19 protein-coding genes are annotated in these 26,888 nt (G+C 29.4%); 5 read left to right on the top strand and 14 right to left on the bottom strand.

What is annotated here, in order from left to right:
• Positions 1 to 56: 56 nt before the first annotated feature.
• The 13 genes from BMY79_RS01220 to BMY79_RS01280 all read right to left on the bottom strand — a co-directional run bounded on the left by BMY79_RS01220 (position 57) and on the right by BMY79_RS01280 (position 16,782).
• On the bottom strand, positions 57 to 1,220 hold the full coding sequence (locus tag BMY79_RS01220; protein WP_074730315.1) for a glycosyltransferase: 1,164 nt from the start codon (positions 1,218 to 1,220) through the stop codon (positions 57 to 59).
• Positions 1,168 to 1,968, bottom strand: a complete 801-nt coding sequence (locus BMY79_RS01225; protein ID WP_022749311.1) for a sugar transferase — start codon at positions 1,966 to 1,968, stop codon at positions 1,168 to 1,170. Before BMY79_RS01225 ends, BMY79_RS01220 begins: the two co-directional genes overlap by 53 nt.
• Positions 1,969 to 1,995: 27 nt before the next feature.
• Positions 1,996 to 2,697, bottom strand: a complete 702-nt coding sequence (locus BMY79_RS01230; protein WP_027422378.1) for a CpsD/CapB family tyrosine-protein kinase — start codon at positions 2,695 to 2,697, stop codon at positions 1,996 to 1,998.
• On the bottom strand, positions 2,694 to 3,485 hold the full coding sequence (locus BMY79_RS01235) for a YveK family protein (protein ID WP_074730316.1): 792 nt from the start codon (positions 3,483 to 3,485) through the stop codon (positions 2,694 to 2,696). Before BMY79_RS01235 ends, BMY79_RS01230 begins: the two co-directional genes overlap by 4 nt.
• Before the next feature lie 41 nt (positions 3,486 to 3,526).
• The gene (locus tag BMY79_RS01240; RefSeq protein ID WP_027422376.1) at positions 3,527 to 4,255 is read right to left on the bottom strand and encodes a CpsB/CapC family capsule biosynthesis tyrosine phosphatase; all 729 of its coding nucleotides are present in this window, start codon (positions 4,253 to 4,255) and stop codon (positions 3,527 to 3,529) included.
• Between the two features lie 199 nt (positions 4,256 to 4,454).
• Positions 4,455 to 5,291 (bottom strand): hypothetical protein, encoded by an 837-nt coding sequence (locus BMY79_RS01245; RefSeq protein WP_027422375.1) that lies wholly within the window; start codon positions 5,289 to 5,291, stop codon positions 4,455 to 4,457.
• A 261-nt stretch (positions 5,292 to 5,552) separates the two neighbouring features.
• Positions 5,553 to 6,671: an LCP family protein gene (locus tag BMY79_RS01250; protein WP_022749304.1), complete on the bottom strand. Its 1,119-nt coding sequence runs from the start codon at positions 6,669 to 6,671 to the stop codon at positions 5,553 to 5,555.
• Positions 6,671 to 7,489, bottom strand: a complete 819-nt coding sequence (gene srtB, locus BMY79_RS01255; RefSeq protein WP_022749303.1) for a class B sortase — start codon at positions 7,487 to 7,489, stop codon at positions 6,671 to 6,673. Before srtB ends, BMY79_RS01250 begins: the two co-directional genes overlap by 1 nt.
• 294 nt (positions 7,490 to 7,783) lie before the next feature.
• Entirely contained in the window at positions 7,784 to 9,724 is a 1,941-nt protein-coding gene (locus BMY79_RS01260) for an LCP family protein (RefSeq protein ID WP_022749301.1), read from the bottom strand.
• Positions 9,725 to 9,843: 119 nt separating this feature from the next.
• Positions 9,844 to 10,371, bottom strand: a complete 528-nt coding sequence (locus BMY79_RS01265) for a hypothetical protein (protein ID WP_022749300.1) — start codon at positions 10,369 to 10,371, stop codon at positions 9,844 to 9,846.
• A 161-nt stretch (positions 10,372 to 10,532) separates the two neighbouring features.
• Positions 10,533 to 11,771 carry a PI-PLC domain-containing protein gene (locus BMY79_RS01270; RefSeq protein WP_143065801.1) on the bottom strand — a complete coding sequence of 413 codons (1,239 nt, stop codon included), beginning with the start codon at positions 11,769 to 11,771 and terminating at the stop codon, positions 10,533 to 10,535.
• Between the two features lie 151 nt (positions 11,772 to 11,922).
• On the bottom strand, positions 11,923 to 15,792 hold the full coding sequence (locus tag BMY79_RS01275; RefSeq protein ID WP_074730318.1) for a pectinesterase family protein: 3,870 nt from the start codon (positions 15,790 to 15,792) through the stop codon (positions 11,923 to 11,925).
• A gap of 426 nt (positions 15,793 to 16,218) precedes the next feature.
• The gene (locus BMY79_RS01280) at positions 16,219 to 16,782 is read right to left on the bottom strand and encodes a hypothetical protein (RefSeq protein ID WP_022749296.1); all 564 of its coding nucleotides are present in this window, start codon (positions 16,780 to 16,782) and stop codon (positions 16,219 to 16,221) included.
• 856 nt (positions 16,783 to 17,638) lie between these two features.
• Between BMY79_RS01280 and BMY79_RS01285 the strand changes: the two genes are divergently transcribed.
• The 4 genes from BMY79_RS01285 to BMY79_RS01300 are packed head-to-tail and all read left to right on the top strand — an operon-like array spanning position 17,639 to position 23,339.
• On the top strand, positions 17,639 to 19,039 hold the full coding sequence (locus BMY79_RS01285; protein ID WP_027422372.1) for a radical SAM/SPASM domain-containing protein: 1,401 nt from the start codon (positions 17,639 to 17,641) through the stop codon (positions 19,037 to 19,039).
• Positions 19,039 to 20,256: a M50 family metallopeptidase gene (locus tag BMY79_RS01290; RefSeq protein ID WP_022749292.1), complete on the top strand. Its 1,218-nt coding sequence runs from the start codon at positions 19,039 to 19,041 to the stop codon at positions 20,254 to 20,256. The genes BMY79_RS01285 and BMY79_RS01290 overlap by 1 nt, the downstream gene beginning before the upstream one ends.
• Entirely contained in the window at positions 20,240 to 20,911 is a 672-nt protein-coding gene (locus BMY79_RS01295) for an ABC transporter ATP-binding protein (RefSeq protein WP_022749290.1), read from the top strand. The genes BMY79_RS01290 and BMY79_RS01295 overlap by 17 nt, the downstream gene beginning before the upstream one ends.
• A complete protein-coding gene (locus BMY79_RS01300; protein WP_074730319.1) occupies positions 20,898 to 23,339 on the top strand; it encodes an ABC transporter permease in 2,442 nt (813 codons plus the stop codon). The genes BMY79_RS01295 and BMY79_RS01300 overlap by 14 nt, the downstream gene beginning before the upstream one ends.
• A gap of 185 nt (positions 23,340 to 23,524) precedes the next feature.
• On the opposite strand, the gene BMY79_RS01305 is transcribed toward BMY79_RS01300, so the two are convergent.
• The gene (locus BMY79_RS01305; RefSeq protein ID WP_022749288.1) at positions 23,525 to 24,172 is read right to left on the bottom strand and encodes a hypothetical protein; all 648 of its coding nucleotides are present in this window, start codon (positions 24,170 to 24,172) and stop codon (positions 23,525 to 23,527) included.
• A 577-nt stretch (positions 24,173 to 24,749) separates the two neighbouring features.
• Here BMY79_RS01305 and BMY79_RS01310 point away from each other — a divergent pair.
• Positions 24,750 to 26,600 carry a hypothetical protein gene (locus BMY79_RS01310; RefSeq protein ID WP_074730320.1) on the top strand — a complete coding sequence of 617 codons (1,851 nt, stop codon included), beginning with the start codon at positions 24,750 to 24,752 and terminating at the stop codon, positions 26,598 to 26,600.
• The last annotated feature ends 288 nt before the right edge of the window (positions 26,601 to 26,888 follow it).

Consider the following 26,888-nt stretch of genomic DNA (forward strand, 5'->3'; position numbering starts at 1 on the left):
CTTTATAGAACATTTACATTCTCCTATATTTTCTATCGGCTTAAAATATATACTCTTTATTTTTCTCCGACTCTCTTATATATATTTTCCATTTTTTTACATATTTCATGAACATCACATTTTTTTACAGTTTCATAATTTTGTTTCAGATACATCCTATATTCTTCCTTTGATAAATCAACTGCTGTAAGTATTGCTTTTTTAATATCAAGATATGATAACGGATTAAAATAAAAACGCGAATCCTTTATCAAATCTACATTTCCCCTTACTTTGCTACAAATAATTGGCACATCGCAAGCCATTGCCTCCATTAAAGAAACAGGCAACCCCTCTCTTAGTGAAGGAAAAATATATAAATCACACACTTTACACAATTCAATTATATCTGTTCTGTATCCTAACAATATGACTTTACCATCTAATTCTTGCTGTTTAATATAATCTTTTAGAACTTCCTCTTGATCTCCTATACCACATATAAAATATTTAAACTTTAACTCATACTTCAATGAACTTAAAGCTTCTATTACACGTATGTGATTTTTTCGTGTTCCCAACTCACCTACCGATAAAAAAATAAGCTCATCATCATGAACCCCTAGGCTTTCTCTTTTTTTCTTCCAATCTATTTTTATTTTATCAATTTCTTTAACGTCAACTCCAACACCTGGAATATACTCTATATTTTTTGCTTTGAGTTTTTCCTTTGAAAAATTATAATCTTCCTCATTAATATTTATAATTGTATCAGTAAATTTACTAAGATATTTTTCTATCTTATAATACATCCAACTACCCGAAATCTCTTCCTGCTGACCATCACCTTTATATTCAAAACTATATCCATGTGCTGTATAAATAACTTTAATGTTTCTTTTTTTTGCTTCTAATCTAACTAACGCACTAGCAACAGGGGTATGTGTATGTATAAAACAATATTCATTATTCTCTAATAATTCAGCAATTTGTTTTCGGGAAATTTTATGTTGCTTAAAATTTTTGGCGCTTCTAGAAAAATCAATTTGAAAATATCTGACACCTAATTCTTCTAATTCTTTTTTTAATTTATCTATTATATCAGATGTGCAAGTATTACCTTCTATAAAATTGCTTGCTACATCAACTTCATATCCTAATTTTTTTAATAATTTTATATTCGGCATATTAAATTGCTCTATCATCGATGCTGCCGTTGATACCATCAGTACTCGTTTCATTTATAGACCTCCGTTTAACTTCATCATTACTCGTTTCCATTTTCACATTTTCAGCACCTTCTACATAACCATCTCTCATAATTACAGTATAAAATGTCTTAAAAAAACATTTTAAATCTATTAAAATTCCATATTTTATATAATATTCACCATCTAATCTTGCTTTTGCCTTTGTTGTCAACTTATCTCTTCCATTCACTTGAGCCCATCCTGTTAACCCCGGTTTAATTTCATTTACTCTATATCTATCTCTTTCATTTATCAAATCATATTGATTATATAGTGCTGGTCTTGGTCCAATCAGCGCCATATCTCCTTTTAAAATATTAATAAACTGTGGTAATTCATCTAAACTACTACCTCTTAAAAAACGTCCGACTTTAGTAATATAATTATTCGATTTGTTTAACATATGAGTTGGAATATACTGTGGTGTATCAACTGTCATCGTCCTAAATTTTATGATATAAAATTCTTTCTTATTTTTCCCAATTCTTTTTTGTTTAAAAAAAGCTGGTCCTTTTGAGTCAATTTTTATACAACATACAATTATCAAAAAAATTGGACACAATAAAACAAGTGCACTAAGCGAAAAAATCACATCTAAAATTCTTTTAAAAATCATATATATTTTCTTTATTTTTTGATTTTTTTCTAGAATCTTATCGTACTCAATATTATAATTCATGCTTGTTTTTTCATCAAAATTCAAGCACCCCTTATTATCAGTAAGCACATGTTTTATCATACATTCACACCTCGTCTATGGCTCTAATTACTCACCTTCTGCACCGTAATATTCACCATAATACTTTCCATAGTATTTTCCATAGTATTTGTTACCATCATAATCTACTTTATTAAGAACCACGCCTAAAATATTACATCCTGTTTTTTCTATCTGCATTTTGATTTCTTGGATAAATTTATGGCTGACTTTTCCCTGCTGAACAACAATAACTGCTGCATCACATTTTTTTGCAACGACTGCTGCATCAATTACGCTTCCTAGTGGAGGTGCATCAACAATTACATAATCATAATGTTCTCTCAAAAAGGCAATTAGTTGCTCAAATCTCTTTCCACTTAATAATTCAGATGGATTAGGTGGTACTAACCCCGAAAAAATAATATGCAACCCACTAATATTAGTTCTAAATAAAACTTCAGTAATAGATGCACGACCTGCAAGCAAGTGTGTAAGGCCTTTAACATTTCCTTTAACATTGTAGCGGCCTAAAATCACAGATTTTCGTAAATCTGCATCAATAAATGCAACATTCTTTCCTGCCTCTGTCAATGTAACAGCAAGCCCCATTGCCACACTACTTTTTCCTTCTCCTGGTGTACAACTTGTAATTACAATAGTTTTATTAATATCTCCTGCAAACTCTATATTGGTTCTTAATGTTTTATATGATTCATTACTTCTAAAGTCTTTATCATCCTTAACATATTCAATATTTACTTCTCTCATGCTAAGCTCCCCTTCGTTCCATATTCATCTCGTTTATTTTTCTTTTTCTCTTTTCTTTTTTTACGATTTGAAACCTTTTCTGTCTCTTTAACCGGAATTGATGCAAGTACTGTCAATCCTACTAAATTTTCAACATCTTCTGGTGTTTTAACTGTATCATCTAATTTATTTACTGCAACGACAATTACTGCAATAAAGAAAAATCCGATCACACCACCTAAAATCGTATTTTTTATAATATTTGGTGAAGAAGGTTTAGTTGGTAGACTAGCCTTTTCAACTGTATTAACAGCATCGATATTCATTACATCAACAATTTGATTTGAAACTTCTTTTCTTAATGTATTTGCCAAATCTCTAGCGATTTGAGGATTGTTATAAGTTACTCTTATTTTTAAAATACGAGTATTATCTGGTGTATATACCGAAACACTTTTCTTTAATTCCTCTGTTGTTATGTTAGTTAAACCAACATTTTCTATTGTTTTTTCAAGAACCGGACGCGAAGTCACAAGCTCAGCATAATCACTTGTCAACTGATTACCAGCTGTCAAATCAGATGTTGTTATAGTATGTTGATCTTGCTTTGTTAATACATATACCCCCGTCTCTGAAGTATACTGTGGTTCTATAAAAAACTGTGTTGCAAAAAAGGCTGCCGTTGCGAAAATTATCACAACCGTTAACACAATCAAAAAATGTGACCACAATATATATAAAATTTCCCCTATATCAATCACATCTTCAATTTGTTCATTTTGAGCATTAGAATTACTATAATTTATCAAACTATCCCCTCCCTATTATCTGCATAATAAGCAATTTCTAATCAATTAATTCTTTTGCCTTGAAGAATCCTTAGCTGATTCTCCATAAAAATATCTTGTGCATAATCCATTCCTATTTTTTTTACTACATAATTTGCAGCTTTACTAAGATTAGGTTTCCTATCATTTAAATCATGAGCATCTGTTGCAACTAAATCAATCAATTCCTCTTTAAGAACTTTTTTCATAAACTTTTTATGTTCTCTGTCATTTGGTTTATAAATCGTATTGGCATTCATTTGTATAAGAACTCCCATACCCTTAACGTGCTCAACCTTTTCTAGATCTTTTCTCAAAACTTCATACCGTTCAACATGAGCTAATATTACATCGTAGCCACACGCTTTTAATTTTTGAAAGGCACGTAACATTTCATCGTATGAAATCATAGGAGAAAATTCAACTAAAACATAATCCGTTTTATTTATAGTTCTTATTATATGTGGTGATTCTTCTAGAATTGAGGAATAAAAATAGAACTCTCCTCCTAAATACAGATGCATCTGTGGATATTTACTTCTAACGATTTCTTTTAATTCTTCAAATTTACTTACAATTTCTTCCTCTGGCAATAAATAACGCGGTGCCTTTATATGTGGTGTTAAAACCAGACCAATTATTCCATCTTCTAATGCCATTTCAATCATTTTTTCTGCCATCTCTAAATTCCTTGCTCCATCATCTACTCCTGGCAAAATATGACTATGAATATCAATAAACCCTTCTAGCATAACTTAATCTCCTTTAAATATATCCTATACATTTTATCGGAGTTTTATACTATTTATTTAATTTTTACTCTGCTTTTACAAATACGTTACTTTTATAAATAAAAATTCATAAAAAAAAGATGAGCAACAGAACCATCTCTCTTACTCATCTTTAAATTCATATTAAACTTTACAGTTATTTTTTTATTTAATAATTATCTTACTTTTCTTTTTTTAGTGAAACCATTGTTAATGCTGAACAAATAATTATTCCCGAAAGTAGCCAAACCACTCCGTAACCATCATTTGTATTAGGCGATTTTCCTTTACCTTTTCCACCGCCGCCACCTGTTGTTATAACACTTCTCGTTGCTAAACCTGATGATTTATTTCCACTACTTTGAGTATAGGTTGCACCTTTTGAAGGGGATGGAATATCGATACTGCCACCACCACTATTACCTTTTGAAGTATCATTTTTATTATCTTTATCAACTACACTTCCAGTTCCATTATCTTTCGTTTCAACACCTTTTTCAGTTTGAAAAATTCCTGTAGTTTTTCTAAATTCTGAGATATCACCATCATAATCAACTATTGTAATATATATAGGAGAAAAATTTTCAAAACTTGGGGAAATTTCTCCCGCATCTGAAATCTTTAAAATCTGTCTTGTCCAGTATCCCTCTTTTGTATTATAATGCGAAACAATAGCAATTTTCTTTGCATACTGTTCACCAAGATAAATAACAATACATCCACTGCCTTGAGCCCTAACATCCATCTTAAAATTATTTACAATACCTAAGTCATTTTTTTCTAGACGCTCATTTATATCCTTTGCTTCGCTTTCTAAAGCTTTTAGAGCCTCTGGATTTGTAATATCTGGTTCTACACTTTTTATTATAACCCCATCTTTGGCTTCTATACAATCTTTCGTAATACCTTTGGCCTCATCAATAACCACCGCAATAGCACTTCCTGCCGCAAAAGCAGTCACATTCATCGCAAACACCAATATTGTCGTTAATACCACCTTTATTAACTTCTTATTCATGCTTTATCCTCCCTAGCTTGCTACAATGTTAGTATAATTCACCACAAAACTCCAAATTACACAGACATTTTCTGATTCTTTTTTATTCTTTATAAACAAAATCTAGTTATGTACAATTATTTTATCGAATGATTCAATTGCTTATTAATAATCAGTTTAAATATTTTATAAATTTTAATAATTTACGGCAGAATATCTATGCAAGCCTTTTTAGAGTTCTTTATTCTTTTTTATTCTTTTTTATTCTTTTTTGATAAAATCTTATTTTTTTTCATAGAAAATATCTAATAGCATTTCATATGATTTATCTTTATCTGGAATAAATTCATCAAATTTTGTTGTCGTTGGTCCTTGATAAATTCCTGGTAAAACTTTATATTCTTCAACTTTATAATCTCCCGTAGCAAAAATCGAACCTAAATAACTTACTTCTGAAGCTGAAATATTAGTTACCATATTATTTCTTAATGCATTTAAGATTCCAATCACAGACGTCGGATTCTCTTTAAAATGCTGCTGTACTGTTGCCATTAATCCCCTAACATAATCTTTTTGTCTATTTATTCTTTGCATATTACTTCCTGTAACATTTGTATCTCTATATCTCAAAAACTTTTCTGCTTTAATTCCTGTCATAACAATTGTAGCGCCTTTTTTATATGCACTATCAATATATGTATAATCTTCCGACATTGTAACATTTACGCCACCCATTCCATCATTAATAATTGGTATTGCTTCGAAATTAACAGCTGCGTAATTATTTATTGGAATATCATACAAAATTTTTGATACCGAATTTAACATATCATTACAACTTTTTTCTTTTCCATCTCCATATGCATATTGCAAACAAACTTGACCTTTTATAATATCAGATACTTTACCACTTTTAGTTCGAGTCAAAATATCAGTAATTGTATCTCTTGGAATGTTAATGTTATTAACTACTTTTTTATCTGTATCAATCGATACAACACAAATAACATCCGCTTGACCGAACTCCCCTGGGACTTTACTTTTGGCCGCTATGTCACCTTCTGAATCAATTCCCATAAACAAAATATTAATAACATTATCCTTTAATTTATATTTTTCTCCATTATACTTAACTACATCTTCTATATTATTCTTCCCATTTGAAGCATTTTGTGATTTTGCAATGAGTTTTTGTTTTCCATTAGAAATCATAAATGCTACTGTTGCCGTGCCTATTCCCGCTAAAAGTAAACATACTGCAAGTACGGCAACTAAAATTTTTAACTTCTTATTTTTTTTTCGATGATGTCTATGGCTGCTTCCGTGATGACTATGATGTCTAGGATGAGAACTGCTATGTCGTCTATGATAATCATCACTAGATTTATAACTTCTACTCATTAATTATTCTCCTCCTCTTTCCACTTATTTCCCTGTCCATCATCTTCAAGATAAGCTTGGACAATATATCTATAATCTGGATTTCCAATACAAGTTGACAACGTTATAATCTTTGAATTCTTTGTAACTTCTGGAGTCGCATCTATATTATTCTTCATATTCTGATTTGACAAAATAGATTGTAAATAGGTATCAAATACTGCTCTATCCTTAAAATCATCATATTTTTCTAAAATCAAATCGTTACTTGTTACATATGCAGCAAAAATTTTATACTTCATTTTATAATTTTTTGTATATATATCTATTTCCCTATTAGCATTAAAAAAATCTTTGTCTTCAAACTTATGTAATGTTGCAAACATACTTTTATCTTTCATATTATGACCATATATCACTGTATTAGGATCTGTAAACTCTGGTGAATTCCTTTTTTGTGTATAAATGCAACCTGGGTAGCCACTAGAATGATCAACATTATGTTCTAGATAATAATCTTCTGGCAGCCCATCAGAACTTCTTAAAATAGGATAATCTACATTTGTATTAGGAATTTTAATCCATGCATATATATCTGGATTAATTTTATATAATTCGTCAAAATTAATATCTGTTTGTTTTGGATATTCTTTTACTTTAGACTTTTTATTTTTATTTGATTTCTTTTCAACTTTTTGAACACTATATGCTTTTTTCTTTATATCTTCATATTTAGTTTTCTTAAGACTTAAAGAACCTAGATAAGCGCCAATACTTGCTACACAAATTATTATTACAATACCTAGTAGCATTTTTACCGCTCTATTTGTTTCTCTCATAACAAAGCATCCTCCCCTTTTCTATAGATAGACTACTTTCTTTACCTTGCTTCTTTTTTTCTTACTTCTTCTTTTACCTTTATTATTAAAAATCACTAAATTACATTCCCATAATACATCTTTTATTTCGACTTTATTTATATTAAATTTAGAATATTTATAAATATAAATATTTTAAAAAGTCTTGCTAAGCTATTAATTAGCTTAACAAGACTTTTAATCTAGTTAATTATAATATGTTTTTTATATGATAGATTTATCTATCACTTAACAATTTTAAGTTCTCATCTAAGTCTAAGGTGTCGTCACCACTTCAGATTGTGTATTATCACTCTCTTGAATAGATGGTTCTGTCGAACCTGAAGATGCTGAACCACCTTCAGTTTGACCATTTCCTCCTGCTTGTGTCCCACCATGATTAATGTGGTGTTCCGGTTGCTTTATCGTTTCTGTATGTTTCTCAGGAGTTCTTGGCTTAGTCTCTGTATTCACAATTCTGTTTCTATTTCTTGTAGTTGTTTTCTTTTCTGTATTTCTTTCAGATGAAGTATTCTCTGTATCCTGCGTATTATATGATTTTCTTCTTGTCTTAGATGAACTTTCTGTACTATCATCAGAATACTTAGACTTACTATAACTTGAATCATCTGACGAATCATACAAATCTTTAACCTTCTTATCATCTTTAGTTAAGATTCCATTTTCAGCTCTATCGCGAATTCTCTTTTCTTCTTTCTCAATTAAATCTTGATTTAATTTTTTGCCAGAATATATTTCTTTGATTAATCTCTTTCCTTCATCAATAGACTCAACACTTGGAAGCATTACATAGGCTCTACTTCCTAAAGAATATGGAACTCTCTTAGCGTTACATCCTGTAGCATGATATGTTGAAATTGTCCAATCTTGTCCTTCATCTAACTGTAACTGAACTAATTCAGAAATAACTGAATAAGGAATGTTCATCTCAAAACTACTCTCTATACTCTTAAGTACAGATTCGTAATTAGTAAGCATTTTAGTCGACATACATTTTTTAACTACAGCCTTGATTACTTTCATTTGATCAATACCACGTTGCTCATCACCCATGTCCTTGAATGCTTTACGTTCTCTTGCAAATGAAAGAGCTCTCGCTCCATTTAATTTATTAATACCCTTTGAATATTTCTGTCCATCATGAGCTGTAAACTTGTAATCTGAATCAACTTCAATTCCACCTAATGCATCAATAATATTTCTAAAGCCTGTAAAATTCAATCTGAAATAATAATCAATTTTACATCCATAAATATCTTCTAATGTATCAATAGATTTATTAATACCATATAAACCAGCATGTGTTAACTTATCGTAATTGCCTTTTGAAACCCCAGGTATCTTAACATAATAATCTCTAGGTGTAGAAAGCAACATTACTTGATGAGTTTTTACATTAATGAAAGCGATAATATTAACATCACTTCTACTTGTTACTGATGGATCTCCCTCTGTATCAATACCACTAATATATACAGCAAATGTATCTTTTAATTTTCCACTAACTTTTTGCTCAGAATCAGTTTTAATCTCATATGTAGCGATTACCTTTAATTCCTTAGAAATATTTTCGAAACCTTCAATATCATCGAAACTATCTAAATATCCTTTTTTCAAAATTAAAGCATCTACTTTTTTACTTCTAATTGCTTTAAAACTTTCATTAACATTGTCTAAGCCTTTAGTTTTAATAGATTTACCAACATCTTTTTTAATATAATTTACTGTTCTTTTAGTAATATCTTCATCTTGGTTTGCTAGAACACCAAAACTATAATTTTTAGCATCTTTAATATTCTTAGCCTTGTCATCTTTTAAAACATAAACACATACTTCTGTCTTATCTTGATTATTTTTTGAAATTTCTTCAAAAGCTAATCTACCTCTTATCATGTAAACACTACCAATAATTAGTAGCACACTCATAATTGAAGCCAAACCAGCTCCAACATAAAAAAAGTTATCAGCCTTCTTAAATCTCATCACCGCACCAAGTACAGCAAAGATAATTAGAAGAACAAATGCACCTAAGAAAATATATTTGTTAGGTAACACTTGTACATACTCAAGAACACCTATTGTAGCTATTGATGCAATAAAAAGTATTGCAAGAATAATTCGACCAATAACCGTTCTTCTTCTCAAGCTTCCTTCTTTAAACTCAATAGATTCATTTTGTTCGCTATTATTATTCAATTTCTTTTCCTCTCATTTTTCCACTAAATATCCTAGTTTTTATTAATTTATATAACAAACACTATTTTGAATTATAACTATTTTCTATATTTTTTTCAATAGTATTTATAATATTAACACTATATTTGCTCTATATTGCATAAAAACTGTCTTTTTTTGTTATGTAGATGTCTCCTACACATTCTGTAAATAAATTCTAAAGAATACGCATCATCATTTTTCAATACACCTAGCATATATTCTATAGCATCAATGTTCCTAAATTCATTTGGCAAAAAATTTAATTCATTTTCATGCTCACAAATTATACGAACACTTTCTCTCTCTTCTAACTCTATTTCTATTTTTTTTTGTTCAATAAATTTTTTCTTACAAAGGCTGATAGATAAAATATCAACTGTAATAAATAAGTTGAACAATAGCATGCTTATAATATAAATCAAAGCACCTTTACTTCCTAAAGATAATAATCCTGTTGAAACTAAAACTATAAAAATATCAAGTAGCACTCGACTTTCTACTTTTTTACTGTAACGTTTTATCATCTCTTCAATTTCTTGCTCATATGCTTTTTTCTGAAGAATATGCTCGTCAGCTTTTTGGCATATATCATATGCTTTCATAAGTCTAATTAATGTCATTTTCATTTGTACTTATCCTATTCTAATCTAAAAAAATTAATGGGCTTACAAAATTATAATGACTAAGTTAACAGTTGTCAACATAACGTTCTTTAATACATATTACAATTATTTTTTTAATTATCTCATATTTTTTTCTCCACATAATTTAACATGTACTATACAGCTTATCTATTTTCAAGGCTATTGTAAACTTTTGCGTCTGATAGATTTAAAACATTCGTATAAATTCCATCTGTACCTAAAGATTTTGACTTAATATAATTTTTAAAAGTATCTATAGTGTGATTAAAAAAATATTTATTTTTTTTATGTATCTCATTTATCTCTGTTATTCCAAAACGCTTATCTTCAAATTTAGCCGTAATCACCTGAATATTCTGATGTTTTGAAACAAATTTTATTATTTTTTCTGCCTTTTCTTTTGTTGCGTAAGTTGTAAAAATAATGCTTTTAAAAGGATAAACACTCATCACCGTATCATACATTTCTTCATCATAAATTTGTGGTATTATTCTTTCTAATAAATGTATGTCCTTTTCTTTTGCTAAATTATAAATTTGTTCAAACTGAATCTGGGTTTCTTCTTTTGAAAAATCCGAAGATTTAGTATCTGTAATAATATACATATCCTTATTTATAAGCATTTCATCTAAAAGATTATCATACATCATAGTTGTAAATGTTTGACCAAAATCAGGATAACCTGTACCTTTAAAAGCTTTCCACTCTTTTTGTGAAAAAGCCCTATTATCTTTCATTCCAAACTTCTTCCAATCATGAACAAGTGCCATCTTATTATCCGAAGTAGGATACATATCAAATTCAAAAACTCTAAATCCTAAATTATAGTTTTGAATGATTGCCTCTTTAGAATTAGTATAAGAACTATAATTATTGCGTGTTTTTACAGCTCCACCTGCATGTGCAATCATTTCTGTATTATTATACCATGTCTTAGGGTGTATATTTTTATACTTAATATGATGATTTTTATAGAAAAAATCTAGCATAAACACATCTTTTAATGCTTTAGCCGTCACATAATCTTCTCCATCTATTGTTTTTATTTGTTGTTTTATATTGTATTTATAACTGTTTTTTCTACAATAATTATTAATTTTATCCCAAAAAACAGTTACATTAACACCGTTAATTTTACCTGTATATATATTATATTTCTTAGTTTTAAACCCAATTAAATTCATTACATCATTTATTTTAAAATATTTTTCTTTTTCTATTTTATGTAACAATAGCTTTTGAGTTTCTTTTTTATAATATTTTTTTTCATAATTACGTCCTAACGTAAATACACATACCATACTTATGAAAAAAAACATCATAATCAAAATAATCCTACTTATATTATTTATTAATTTATTTTCCTTCAAATTGATCTTCATTTTTCTCACCATGTAATACTTTCTAGTTTGTAAAAACAATATACGTATTACATAATAACACACTGTTATTGTTTTGTGTAGAAAAAAGCATTCTATATTATCCTAATAAAAGAAATAATATAAAATGCTTTTTTAATCTTATTTAAATAAATTATCTTCTTTTCTTAGCCAAAAAGAATCCAATTGCGCCTGAAATGAAACTTACTGCAATTAAAGCAACTGCAATACCAACTAATTTCATTGCATTATTTTCTTTTTTATCTACTTTTTCTTCTTGTTCTTTGGCCGATTTAGGAACTTTATTTTCCTTAATATTAGTTTTATTTTTTGATGCTTTTGATTTTACTTCTTTGGTATTCTCCACATTATTATTTGCATCATTTGATGTAGAAATACTATTTGATGTTTCCGAAGCTGACTCTACATTTTGTGCTTCGCCATTGTTGTTTGTTGATAATATATTAGACCTAGTAACAGCTGGTTTAATTACACTCACAACTGTTTTTACACGCTTAGCAGTTGTAGTAGAAACACCTGCTCCTCCTTTAATTGCATTGGATCTAACTGAAGATGTATTAGCAGGTAGCGAACTTACAGCATTTGTACTTTTCGAATCACTCTTAGTGCTTCCTGAAGTGTTACTATTTTTATTTGTACTCTCTTTTGTACTTGTTTCACTTCTTGTAGGTTCTTCTGTAGGTGTTTTAGTATTTTCGTCACCCTGACTTGGTTGTGGCTGTGGTTGTGGCTGTGGCTGTGGTTGTGGTTGTGGCTCTGGCTGTGGCTGTGGTTGTGGCTGTGGTTCTGGTTGTGGCTGTGGTTCTGGCTCAACAACCGGTGTACCATATAAATTATTTAATAATGTTTTGTAGTCATAACCATCTAAAACACTAGATCCATTTATAGCTGCTGCCTCATCTTTTCCAAGTAAAGGTCTACTTTCATCAATTACAAAACCTTTACCATATGAACCATATTCAAAGAAACGAGCATCCTTTGCATAATTTTCAGACATATCTCCATAGCTTTGGCCTTTTTCGATATTTATTGCGCGTCCTAAATAACAATTAATGAAGATAGTTGAATCATCTTTTCCCCATGGTCTAGCCATTCTATAGCTTCCATCTTTTATATTATCTTCAGCAATAAATCTACATTCATTAAATACCAAACCATAATCAACATCTGCTGGTGTATTACCTGCTGTAAATACACCATCTGCTTTATAAGGTGTGTATCTTGCAACAATATCACAATCATCAAAATAAGATGAACCCGATCCATAAATAAAGTCTACATTTCCTGTTATGTAACATTTTTTGAAATATTGCCTTGTTTTAACAGTCACACCATTCTTCTTTTGTCTTGCAGCTGTTAAAACTGTATCCTGATAACCTAAAAATCTTACATTTACAAATGATGACTTATCTGCTGCAACACAAATTGCATCTGCTTGTTGACCATTTTTATTTCCATATGGGAAACTATTTTCAATTGTCAAATTTTCAGCTGTAAAGCCCGTGGCCTTAGAATCTACATAAACAGCATTTCTATCCCACATACTAGTAGCTGTGTTATCGCCTGTTGCTGCGTGATAGTAAATATGAGTATTTTTGCTATCTTCACCTAATAAACTAATGTTAGGTTTATCAACAATAACTCTCTCATTATATTGTCCATTTTTCACAAAAATTACAACATTTTTATCAGCTGAAAATGTAGCTTTTACTGCGCTTGAAACTGATTTATATGTTTTTTTGCCTTCGAAAGTACTACCTTCTTCTCCTGGATAATTTTTATCAACTACAATATCATAGTCAGGATTACAAACAAAATTAAAATATGTTCTTGTTATTTTTTGATTGTCATCAATCAAAAGAATTTCAACATCATTTCTCTTATCTAAAAGTTTAGCGCAAAAATCAAATTCTTCATCAGCTTTTACGTTTCTTTCTTCTTGAACTTTTCCGTTTACAACTAACTGTGCTTTTCCAGCTTTGCTAGATTTTAATTTTAAATTTGCCTCTTTTTTAAATACAGTATCATTGTCCTTTGAAATTACACTAATTTTAGCAGCTTCATTTTCATATACATATTTACCAACATGTCCATCAGTTGTTAACACTTGTAATTTATTTGATGGATTTGAAGTGTTTGTCTCATTTTTAGCAACTACATAATATACATATGCTTGTTCTTCTACGATATTTACATCTTTATATTCACACTCTTTTACAGTGGCACATAAAGTTGGATTTCCCTTAAATCCAGTTGTTCTATAAACATCGTACTCTGTTGCCCCTTCTACCTGGCTCCATTTCAAAGAAACTTCCTTAGCTGATGCTGTTCCTGTTAAAGTGCTTGCATTTAAAGGTTTCACATAAGATACTTCATTTGTTTCAATTTCTTGTCCTTGTGTGCTTCCACCGTAAGGAATAATTTTAAATTTATAAGTTCCCTGTTCGTTTAAATCATTGAAAACAAAATTATTTTTTCTAACAGTTTTTACTTTATTGTACTCTGAACCATTTTTAGAAACAAAAATATCATACTGTTCTACTCCAGAACCATTCTTATCAATGTTCCAATTAAGAGCAATATTTGTTCTATCCTCTGACATAGTAGCTGTTGCATTAGAAATACTTGGTGCTTCTCCCTCAACATTAAACTGTTCATTTGAACTATAAACAACTTTATCCGATTCATCAGTCAATATTATATTTGATAAACTTACACTAGCTCCTGAAATTGCAAAACCATATCTGACTTTTTGCTCATTTCCAAGACATGCCGACTGCTTAGCTGGTATAAACTCATAATTGTTCACAATTATATTATTGTTAGAATCTTTAATTGTTGTGTAGCTTTTATCTCCAACTTTTTTATATTCAACATAATATGGTTTTCCATATTCAAATGTGGATGTTCCCATTTCTTTTTTGCCACCATCTGCTTTCCCTTTTGAATACGCATGAACCATTAATTGATTTTTATTAAACTGAAGCGCATCATAATATACGAAATTATCACTCGCATTAGGAGCAAATTGTCCTACAAAAACGCCTTGTTTATCAGTTCCCTTATCTAAACTATTAATTACAACTTCAGCTTTTAAAGTCATATTGTTAGTATTTTCTGGCAAAAGCAAATAATCTACATTAGTTGATGTTCTAATATCTCCTTTTGAACATGCTGTTCTATCAGATGCTACGTTAATTCCGCGTCCAGACAATTCACATGAATACTTTACTTTATCCTCATATTTAGCGCCTACATCTGCACCTGTCATATGATTTAAGGTATATGTTTCAACATTTGAAGTAAAAACTTCACTACCATTACTTTTAATTGATACATCTGTTGCTTCAATTTTAAGTCCTTTTGAAGCGAAAAAACCAATTGTAGATGGTTTAAAATCCGAAACTCCCATTCCATTTCTTGTCATTATACAATCCTTGAATTCTGCATCCTTAGCTACTGTATAATAAACTGCGTTCTCTGAAAATTCTAATTTAACATAAAATTCTTTTGGCAATGTATTAAGTGGTTGTTGACAAAGTGCCGAACCATTTTGTTTAATAACTCCCATCTTATTTTTTGAATAATCAATATACCAGCCACCTGCTGCTGTATTTACTGTTTCACTATCATTTCTAGCTATAATACCGATTTGACCAGCTGTAGCATTATCATTACAATTTTTTACTTTAGCAACAATTGATGAATTTCCCTCTACATCTGTAAAAAGATATGAAAAATCATTCTGTTGATAATCTTTATCAAAACCTTTATCACCCTTACCAACAAGAGTAACTGTTTTGTTTGAAATGCTACCCATTCCACTCTCTGTATGAGTTCCTATTTCACTAAGAATAAGTTGTGTATTTTTTTCCGTTTGACTTGCCTCAACCATTGAAAGTGGTAGAATGTTCAAGCAACCTGGTGTAACTGTAGTAGTTGAGATAACAGTTGTCGCTGTAATCACCTTAACCATCAAAGCAAGTTTTTTATTTTTTCTCATATTTCCTCCTTGAAACAAAAAACAAAAGTAACTAGCTTTCATTTTCCATAGTGTAACTAAAATTTGAAAAATAAAAGATGACATAAAAAACACCATGTTTTCACTTCAAGAGAAACATGAATTTTTCATAAACCAACTATAAACTTTTTATAAATTTTGTTACTGCATAAAGATTACCATAATTTTACAAATTTTACCATCGTAAATAGCAACAAGAATGTTTCCATTTAAAGAGTGTTTTATAACTATTTTTTATAAAAATGACTTTATTGTGAATTTTTTATTTAATCCATTGATAACGTGATGTTTTTTTAATAAAAAAGACTATGAAATCGATGCACATAATCTTGCATCACTTCCATAGTCTTTTACATTTTCTTGTTTAAAATTTTATAACAAAGTTTCCAATTTTTTTAAGTAAAAAAATTAAATATCATCATTCGTTTCTTTTTGTTTATTTCTATCGAGAACCTTCTTGATTTTTTCATCATACTCACTCTTTGTAATCAAACCTAGCATTCTTTGCATTTTGATTTTTCTTATCTCATCAAAATAATCTACTTTACTCTTTGCTCTTTCTATTTTTTCTTCATATTCATCCCTGCTTAAAATTCCCATCTCTAAAGCTTTTGCAAGATGTTCCTTAGCTTTTTCATACTCTCTTTTAGCTTTTATTCTTTCTTTTTCATCGTAAACATCCCTCACATAAGCCTGCTGCTTTGAGTACTCTCTTTTAAATGTTTCATATTTATCAATAATTGGATCAATTTCATCTAATAAATCTTCAACATCAAAAGTTTCTATCAATTCACCATTTCTTACAAAATCAACATATCTTTTTCCGATTTTCTGGTAAAGTTCATTCAATTCTCTTTCTGCTGCCAATTGTTTTAATTTAATATTTGCAAATTCTCCATGTTCTTTAACTGTTGTACATACAGTCGTTCCAACATCTTTAGCAGATAATGCTATCTTTTCTAATAAGTTCACTAAAACACACCCTCCTAACATTTTTACAAAAAAGTTACTTCTAGCGGTATTGAACAGCTATATTCATAAAACAAACTAATAAGTAATTCTAGAAAAATAAGTTTTCTTATATTTAACAATCTAAATATCACATTCAAAGTGTCACTTATTATATCGAATAAAATTCAGTTTTACTTATTGATTTGCTTATTGAATTTATAATATATCTATCAGAAATATAATTCAATAAACTTTATAAAACTTTATCAGAAATTTCCCAAATTTTTAATTTGACATTTTGCACAAAAAATATATCTATTTTTTTCTTATTTTAAACAATTGTTTCAGTTGTTTCATATGAAAAAATCGTTTCATATATTCCAAGAAGTTATAGGTATATAACTCTTCTATAAAATTTAAGTTTTCCTATTGACTTTCATTCTTTAGCAGTGTAAACTGAATTCAACAAGTGCACAACTTGTGTTAATTTAACTAAATATTTTTAGAGGAGGAAGTTATCATGAAAAACATTAATGAAAATCTTTGGACAGAAATTTCTGTAGAAGAAATGGAAACAAGAGAAGAGTTTTGTTTCTGGAACAACTGCTTCACATGCTTTTGTTTCACATTCAACTGGTAATTAGAAGTGTTTAATTTTACCCCTAGTAATTAACATTAAACATCAAAATCAGTTATCACACATTAAGGATTAGATTTAATTGAATCTAATCCTTATTTTAAAATAAGGCGTTTTACATATATAACATCTAGGAAAGAAATACTCAAAAACTTAATAAACCTCTTTAAAATATTCTCTTAGATATTATTTAATAAATGCCAAAAAAGTAGAAAAATATAGATTAAGGAATCAAAAATTATGGCGATTATCACAAAATATTGTTTAACATATAAAATGAATGAAAATGAACATCTTTTAATAAATACTGTGACTGGAGCTTTAGATATTATCGACACTCCTTCACTAAATTTAATTAATGAAGTTAAAGCTGGTAACTCAGATGCTATTTCAAAGAAATCACAATTATACTCTGATTTACAAAAACGTGGTTATCTATTTGAAACACCAAAAGACGAGCTTGCATTATTACAAAAAGTAAAATCTTATAGCGATTTTCTTTATAATAATTCATTTCCATCAGAGTTTATTATCCTACCAACTTTAGGATGTAATTTACGTTGTACATATTGTTTTGAAGATGATGCACAACACGTTAATCACTGCAAAATGACAAAAGAACAACTTGAAGGAATTTTAAAATATATAAAAGAAATCAAAGAATCTCACAAAGAAATTCTTGAAAAAAACAAACAAAAACTTAAAATTAGAATTTTTGGTGGAGAACCACTTCTTCCTGGAAACAAAGAACTTGTTATACGAATTCTAGAATTTAGTCGTGATAATAACGTAGAAGTAAATATCGTTTCTAATGGTACTTTAGTTGATTATTACATGGAAACATTAGTTGAATTTAAAGATGTTATCAATCTTCAAATTACACTCGATGGTCAAAAAGATATCCATGACAAACGTAGAATTAGAGCCGATGGAAAAGGAACTTTTGATGCCATCTGTAAAAATATTACAAAACTTATCGACAACAACATTCGAATTGCATTAAGAGTAAATGTTGATGCAGAAAACATTTCTGGCATTAATGAAATTGAAAAAATTATTATTGATAACCAATGGAATAAACATGGATATGTAATCCCTTATTTTTCACCAGTTGTAGACTTTTCTGGAACATCAACTACTGTTCTTGAAGAATCCGAATTACTCGAAGGATTATTAAAAAGTGGCTATAAAACTGATGGTTCTTCAACTTTTAAATCAGTTGTTTCGCCTTGTATTGGTTATCTCAATATGTTTTTTAATCCACACTCAAAACATAAATTTTGTAAAACTCACTATTGCGGAGCTACATCTAAAAATGAATTATGTTTTTCACCAGATGGACTTGTTACAAGTTGCATAACATATAGTGGAAAAGGAAAACACAGCATTGGAACTTTTGATGAAAACGGAGTAACTTTCGATCAAGAAGCTTACCTTGCTTGGACTGATAGAAATGTATTTAAAATCCAAAAATGTGGCAACTGCAAATATGCATTTCTTTGCGGTGGTGGATGCCCTATTAAAGCAATTGACCAGAATGGTTCTATGGAAGACGTTGTTTGTAGTGATATCAAATCCACAATTGATACATATGTAAATGAAGTTGTAATTCCAACTTTAACTGCCGGAGAAAGTGCATAATGACTTATGATTTTATAAAAACAAAACCTTACGAAATAGGTGAACACACTAAAGATAATAAGATAATTTTATCTTTTGATAAAAAACATCACATAAAACTCTCAGCAACAGCCAAAAAAATTTTGGATAAATTTGACGGATCATCTAGTTTAGAAGATATACATTTGGCATTAGAAAAAGAAGAAATCAACCTCTCTACTGAGGAACTATCTATTTTTGTTGATAAAATTCTTGTACCGAATTCACTAATAGAAGGTACAGAATATGTTCCTAATAAAGATTCTCTTTTATGGCTTAAAATCGAGCTCTTTGAAACTGATAAATTGTCATTTTTATTCGAAAAGCTGAGATTTTTTTATAAAAAATCAATTGTATTTTTTATGTTGTTTCTCATTTTTTGTTCAATTTCATATTCATCATACGCTCTTGTTTCAAATCATATGAATTTAAAAAGCGTAAATAGTGTGAAAATTTTGCTCATTGTAGCTTTAGATATAATTATACATGAAATTGGGCATGTTGTTGCAGCATACAAATACAATGTACGTGTTGGCAAAGTTGGCCTTGGAATATTTTTGTTTTATCCTGTAATGTTTGTAGATATGTCAAATATTTGGCGTTGTAAAAACACACAACGTGCTGTTGTTGACATTGGCGGTACATATTTTCAACTATTTTTATTGATAATACTTTCCGTTATCGGATATTTTACAGGCGATATCAACTATCATTTAACAAATGTTTCCATTTTTGTTGCAGTGATAATTAATTTGTTACCTATTATAAAACTTGACGGATATTGGCTTTTTTGTGATATTTTAGAACTTGACAATTTATCAAAAAATACGATTGACAGATTAAAATCTCAACGTAACATCCACAAATACAACAGTATAAATGACAATCAACAGAATGATATATGCAAGAACAAAGACTCAAAATATATCCTATTTTCTAATCTTTATCTTGTAAGTATTGTAATTGCACTTATTGTTACTATAGTTTATTCGATTAATATCGTTAAAAATTGGAACCGCTTAGTTGGGTATTTTAATATTATAAAACTTGATTTAATTCACCAAGATGTAAACCTAGTGCTTACGCATTTAAATGAAATTTTTATTTATATTTTACCACTAGTTTTTATCATTTATATGACATTAAGTGAACTAATCAAAGCATTTTTTAGGAGAAAAAAGCATGATAAAACTAATTAATATATGTAAAACTTTTAAAACGGAGTCATCAAGTCAACAAATCCTAGATAATGTGAATTTTTCAATACTACCGGAAGACTTCATTACAATAGCTGGTCCTTCCGGTTGCGGAAAATCTACGTTGCTTAGTATTATTTCGTTACTGACAACTCCCGATGAAGGAAAAATTACATACAATGGAACTAATGTTGATTTTTCATCTCAAAAACAATTAGAAAAACTTCGTATAAACTATACTGGACTTATTTTTCAAAATCCTAACCTAATATCATCATTAAGTGTGCTTGAAAATATCTTACTTCCAGCTGATTATAAAAAATACGGAAAAAAATCCATAATTAATAAGGCAAAAAAATTGTTAGATGAAGTCGGTCTTAGTAGCAAAATAAATGCTGATGTAACCAAATTATCTGGCGGCGAGCAACAGCGCGTTTCGATTGTTCGTGCTCTTATCAATGAGCCTAAAGTTCTCTTTTGTGACGAACCAACCGGCGCGCTTGATCAAAAAACAAGCGGCCAAATTCTTCAACTTCTTCTAGATGTTGCCAAAAAAAATAAAACCGCTATTGTTATGGTGACTCATGATAATAATATTTGGCAAAAAGGAACTCGAAAAGTAAGGCTACAGGAGGGTAACTTAATTGAAATGGCTTAAATTATATCGTGAATACAATTTGAAACAATTAAAAAATTCCTTTTTAATTCACGTTTGCATTATGATTTCAATACTTTTGGCTGTTGCTACTGCGATTTCAATTCCAAAAGTTACAAACTCTATCACTACCTCTTATGAAAATAAGGCAACAAAAATTAACGGTGGTGATATAACTATTCAAACCTCTAGCGATAATCAGAAACTACACGACTTTTTGAATTCACACAATAATGAAATCACACACTATACTATTGGCAAAGCACAAAACGGTTCAATAAAATCAAGTAAAAACAAAACACAATCCTTTTATACAGATATTATTACCGTTTCGAATAACAAAAGTGAAAATGTTTTGCACCAAAATGGTAATAAACTAAAAGTAAATGAAGTTATAGTTTCATCTTATCTCGCTAGTAAATTAAATTTATCAAAAGGCGACACTATTAAGCTTCTTGACAAAGAAAAAAAGGTTGTACAAATAGAGAAACTACCATATGGTTCTTCTTCACAAGGAAAACAGCTTGGATATATTAAAGCAAATATAGAATTAACTAATCCTTACGCTTATATTTTCTATATTGATTTAAAACAACCTAAAAAAACAGATAAATTTTTATCTACACTAAAAAAAAGTTTAAGAAAAGAGTTATCAAACGACACAACATATTCAACTACAAAAGATGTTATAAAGGAAAACAATAATAAACAAGAAACATCTCTTGTTATTGTGTCATTAGCGAATACAACTTGTTTTATTTTTACACTTTTCACTACTCTTTCATGTGCATATATGTTGCTCGCAAAACGAAAAAAAGATTATGCAATAATGCAGTTATATGGTGTAAAAAAATCTTCTATTAAAAATGCATTTTTCTTCGAAATGTTATTTTTAATAATTATTGCTTGTGTTTTAGGTGGAATTTTCAGTGCTCCTTTAGAAAATATGTTACTTGCAATAAATGGATTAGGACAAACTAAAACAAGTAGTATTTTTTCTATGATAACTGTTGTTGGAATCGCTTTTTTTGCATTTATTTATGCAGTATATATTCGGATTTTAACAGTATCCATCGATAAAACTAATCCTTATAATGTAATAAAAGATATACCAAACAAAAAAACTGTACCGTTTATTCGATACACATTCTTTACTTTAATTACATTATTTGCATATTCAATTTACGTTGGAACTGCATCTGTTTTTGTGAGTAGTATGATTTTAATTATTGCATTACTTATCTTTTTTATAACATGTTTTATATTAATTAAATTAATATGTAATCTTAAATTTATAAATAAAACAACATTATATACTTTAAAAAAGGTTTCTAAACGCGCCACTACTTACTCACTTGTAATTTTATCATTTGTTTTTATGAATATTTTTTTAATGCTTGGCTACAACTTGCCTAAGGAACTTTCAAAAAGTTTTAATTTAACTTTAAAGAATGATTTGCCTTTTAATTATATGGCAATGGTAAAAAATACTGACACCACCGAGCAAAATTCACTTGAAAAACAAATAAAAAAATATTCTAAAATCTATATAAAAAATGGTTTAAGATGTACCGCAAAAAATGGAAAAGTCAACTCAGATATTACTGCAGGTTTTGTCGAAAAAGATGACTATTATTACAAATATAAAATTAAAAAAGGCAAAAATATCACTTCTATTTCAAGTAATGAAATAATAATCAGTGATGAATTTGCCAAAAATAACAAAATTAAACTTAACGACGAAGTGACTATTAACACTTTTTCACAAACACAGTATAAACTTAAAGTTTCTGGTATTTATGTTTGCCAGAAAATTAATCCAAATTTAATACTTTTTAATGGTTCATTTGATTCGTTTAAAGTCAAATTCAATCTTGAGAAAAATTTAAACGATAACTCATCATCTCAAGATTCAATGACTGATTATTATCAATATTTGATTAATAAAAAATCAATTGCATCTATTAAAAGTTCTGAAAACACCTTATTTATCGGTGTAAACAATATAGTTGATGCTATGCTTGGTGTTTTAGATGGATATGTTAAGATGTTAAAAATTCTTGGTTTAATCTGTATTTTTGTTGCAATAATTTTTAGCATAAACGTATTTATTATTTTTACTAAATCTGATGAAAAAGAGCAGATTATTATTAGAGCCATCGGTATTAAAAAAGATTTTTTACAAAAAACAAGTTTAATCGAAACAATAATTGAAATCTTTTTATCCATTATAATTGCAAATATTATATATTGCTTTATAAATAAAATGCTTTCAAAAATGCTTTTTAACGCCAGCGGTATTTATAATTTTATGAACACATTAGAAATATTAATACTAACAACAATTATTGCATTAATTACTTATGTAATAAAACTACACTTTATAAATACGCGTTCTAATAACTTCGATCGTTTAAGAGAAGATGCTTAAATCTTGAGTCTTTAAATAATTTAGCATTCTTGAGTATAGCGTTATTAAATATAGTGTTATCAAATATAGCATTTTCAAAACGATTTTTTCAAAACGATTTTTTCAAAAAGGATGTCTCCCTATATCATAATATGGAAGACATCCTTCTTTTAATTTCAACGTTTTTTTCAATTTGTATTTTGTATTCAAATTGAAAAATCCATTAATATTCCTTCAAAACTACTCTCAAATTGTACTGTTCTCATATTTGCAAAATCTATATTATCACTTGGTATTTCAACAATATTTCGCCGCTGTTTATCCGAAAATTCATTTAAATTTGGACCAATTGTATCCCTAGCCTCTCGCTGATTTTTCTCTAACTCTCTCATCTTCTCTTCATGGGCTAATTCTTCATCTTCATCCCACTCAGATGCTTTTTTCTTTATTCTCTCTTTATTTTGTCTAGACAAAAACTGCAAAGCCTTTGCTGCCTGATACATTTTGTCATCAAATTCCATCAGCTTACGTTCATCCGATGCAGGTACCATATCACCATTTGCCATACTTCTAAAAACTGCCATTATCTTTGCCTTATCCTGTGCATCCTTCTTATTAGCTTCTAAATTTGTCTTTTCTTGTGCCATATTTGCGTTTATTTCTAATTGTTTAGCATACTCATCCTTGTCTTTTCTCATCTGGTTGGTGGCTTTTTCCGTCAAAACTAGTACATCTTCATCTTCCGATAATACTGTCTCTTCGCCCCTCGAATTTTTTACTTTAGTGCCCTTTGGCACTCGATAAGCCTCGTACGAATGCATAAATCTTAACATTGTATTCGTTACTGAATCCATATCAACTGCCTCCTTAAAAAATGACAGCACAACAACACTCATCTCCTATTTCGTCATTTATTTTTATTTTATTCAAAACATGAATATATTTAATTTTAGTTAATTATTTATTAATTGATTTTGGGTTTTATTTTATATTTATTCATTTTATATTATTTGATTTCATATTTTTTTATTTTATCTTAACCTTTTTTGTTTTTTCTTAATTTTTTGGCTTCATTATATTTTAGGGGTTCCATTTTGTTCTTGAGGGCATTGTACTCCTGTTTTTTATTATAAGTTTTCATTATTTCTAAATACTTACTCTTCTATTTCAAATAAATTAAAATAGCATTTCACAATATTACAAAAGAATTTCTCTTTTTTTTGCGTGAAAAAAACTTGATAAATGATTTTTTTCAAACAAAATCGAATAGATTAAAGCTAAAGCTTTAGATGATAAATATTTTTAATGTTTTGAAGTTTCTATATTGGCTTATTGGATACACACAGTCTTTCTGAAAAACTTTCAAAACGTTTCCACATCGTGTTCAGTATTTCATAATTTATCCTCTGACAAATAAGGAGGTCACTCAAGATGATTAGAGGTTTAAAGAAAAAATTACTTATTGGTTTATTAAGTGCTGCTGTTGTTGGCACTAGTTTAGCTCCAAATGTTCCACTTGTTGGTAGTTTTGCTCAAGAGGTTAAGGCGGATGATGCGACAACACAATCAATTGATATAAGTGCAACACAAGAATATAATGGAAAATCTGTAACTGTAACTAAACCTGCTCATACACAAGTTACTTTGAATGGTGTTAGCGCAGAAAACGGTACAGTAACTTTCAATGTTGCCTCTGAGGATGGCTATGTTCTTGGTGGTGGTTTTACATTAACGCATCCTATTACAGTTGATGCTAACAAAGATATTCAACAAAGTTCATTTAACATAGGGGGTAGTGTTTCTCTTGCAGAATTAAAGCTTCATCCAACAAAGACTAACACTGCTGCAGATGGAATCACATATAGCCTTGATAAAGATACTTTAGATTGTGTAACAAATAAAACTGCCAAATTAACTATTACCGCAAAGAGTGGAAGAAAATTTGCAACTGCTCCTACAGTTGAGGAGTCTCCAAATGGCAAAGTGACAGTGAGTGCTGTAGTACTTTCTGCAGATAAAACAAGTGCAACATGTACAATTACTGCTCCAGAAAATACTCCAGAAAGTGTAACAACAAATGTAGATTTAAATATTAGTGGTGGTACCTATGAGACACTTTCAAATATTAAAGTGGATGATACTAAATTAGTAGGCGCTGATGTTACAGTATCTAAAAAAGAAGGAATTACTCAAGATGATCAGATAACAGTTACTGTTACACCAAAGGCTGGTTATACTTTTCCAGATGTTGGTCAAAATGGTGCACCAACAGCAACAATCAAAGGTGTATTAACAGGTAATGTACAGGTTCAATTAGCACCAACAGGTGGAAAATATGTTGGAACAATTCCAGCTAAAGATAAATTTAAAGATGATGATCTCACATTAGTAGTAGAGGGTTCTGGAACATTTGCAGCCGAGTCTAAAGAAGAAAAAGCAAATGATAAGAATGTAAAGACAACAATTAATAAAAAGGTTGAAAGTACAGCAAAAGTTACAACAAAACCAGACGGAGTATATGAAGCTGCAAAAGCATCTGGTCATATTTCATCTGAATTAAATGCATTAGCAAATGCAACTGAAGAAAAAGCATTAGAAATTAAGACTTCAATTTCCATTCCAGATGCAGTTGATGCACCTATTGTAACAAAAATTAAAGATGACAAATTAAATGTTGGCTATGCATTCGTTATAACTATTACAAAGTCAATATCTCCTGTAGCGGGTGGTGGTGCTCATCAAGCTGTTGAAATAACAGATTTAGGCAACAACTTGGTTTCATTCACAATTAGTGTTCCTACAGAACAGCAAGGAAAGAAACAATATGCTGTATATAGAATGCATGATGGTTTGGCTGAAGTAATTTCAACAACTCCAAATGAATATGGAGAGTATATTGAAGTAAGTTCAGATACTAGCACAATCACATTACACGCAAATAAGTTCTCAACATTTGCTATTGCTTATGGTGATGATGCAAGTGTAACACCTGAAGAAAAAGATGATCCCGAGGTTCCAGATCCAACTAAAGAAGATGAAAATAAACCTGGAACAATCACACCTTCAAGTGGTACAGGCACAACAGCTACAACAAACACAGCTAAAGCTGCTACATCTACAAAAGCTGCCAAAGCTACTACATCAACAAAGAAATCTTCAAAGACTTCTTCACCAAAGACAGCTGATTACGCAGTAAACTCATTACTTGCATTATTAACAGGTGCTGCAGGATTATTCGGAATCACTTTAATTAACAAAAAAAGAAAAGAAGACGAAGAATAATTCTTACCCAAAATAAAAAACAATAATACAAAAAACTATTATTAGTAGAAAACTTCAAATAATCTATTTACTAATAGTGAAAAAGTAGAATCAGCCCTCTAGAAGCAACTCTGGAGGGCTGGTTTTTGCCATTAAACAGTTTTACTTTTTGTCAATTTTCACTAAATACTTCTCTCATTCTTTTCCAAAAATCTACTACTCGTTTCATAATTAACCATTGATAATGCTCCAAAATCCCTGTATAATCTCTATTGCGATTAAAAATAGATCGGAGATTCAAATGAAAAA

The sequence above is a fragment of the Lachnobacterium bovis genome (genome assembly GCF_900111325.1).
In the GTDB taxonomy this organism is placed as follows: Bacteria; Bacillota; Clostridia; order Lachnospirales; family Lachnospiraceae; genus Roseburia; species Roseburia bovis_A.